At 60.1% G+C, this 970-nt stretch carries 2 rRNA genes; both read right to left on the bottom strand.

Annotated elements, in window-relative coordinates:
- Nucleotides 1-335: ribosomal RNA gene (locus AKI01S_RS48625) — 23S ribosomal RNA — on the bottom strand; the annotation flags it as partial.
- 465 nt (nt 336-800) lie between these two features.
- Nucleotides 801-970: ribosomal RNA gene (locus tag AKI01S_RS48620) — 16S ribosomal RNA — on the bottom strand; the annotation flags it as partial.

The following is a 970-nucleotide window of genomic DNA, read 5'->3' as shown; positions in this document are numbered from 1 at the left end:
ACCGGATGGTCCCACAACCCCGCACACGCAACGCCTACCAGCTATCACACGCGCACGGTTTTAGGCTCTTCCGCTTTTCGCTCACCACTACTCACGGAATCACTCTTGTTTTCTCTTCCTGCGGGTACTGAGATGTTTCACTTCCCCGCGTTCCCACCAACCGGCCTATACATTCAACCGGCGGCGACACCCCATGACGGGTGCCAGGTTTCCCCATTCGGAAATCCCCGGATCAAAGTCTGGTTGCCGACTCCCCGAGGCATATCGCAGGCTCCCACGTCCTTCATCGGCTCCTGATGCCAAGGCATCCACCGTATGCCCTTAAAAACTTGAACACACGAAACGATCAAACAAATCGCAACAGAGATGAACCCCTCCACCACCAGTCCCAAAGGGCCGATAGCTTCACGATCCATCAGAGATGCTCGCGTCCACTGTGTAGTTCTCAAAAAACAACCGGGTCAACCGGGTCTCACAGGCTCGCGCCCGAGAGGCCACCGGCCCCGCGATCCAGAAGAAACAACCCAGCCCCGTCCCACCAAGCCATGCGGCTTGACGCTTCGGGGCTGAAGGGTCCGTTTCCTCAGGACCCAACAGCGTGTCCAGCACAGGCAGCCCCATCGGCTCCCGTTCCACGCCACCACACGAGGTGGTGGCAGTACTAGCGAGGTCAACGACCCCCTGTGCTGAGTAGCCAGTGCTCCACATCTATGAGCAGCTGCCTGACGAGCGTTCGTCGTCAACGGCAGCGCCGACCAGATCCTCGCGAGCGAGCGATCTGGCCAGTGGGTGCTCCTTAGAAAGGAGGTGATCCAGCCGCACCTTCCGGTACGGCTACCTTGTTACGACTTCGTCCCAATCGCCGGCCCCACCTTCGACCGCTCCCCCCACTAGGTGGTTGGGCCACGGGCTTCGGGTGTTGCCGACTTTCGTGACGTGACGGGCGGTGTGTACAAGGCCCGGGAACGTA

The sequence above is a fragment of the Actinomadura kijaniata NBRC 14229 genome (assembly GCF_001552175.1).
GTDB lineage: Bacteria > Actinomycetota > Actinomycetes > Streptosporangiales > Streptosporangiaceae > Spirillospora > Spirillospora kijaniata.
The sequence above is the reverse complement of the archived record's forward strand: the minus strand, read 5'-3'. Positions and strand labels throughout refer to the sequence as shown.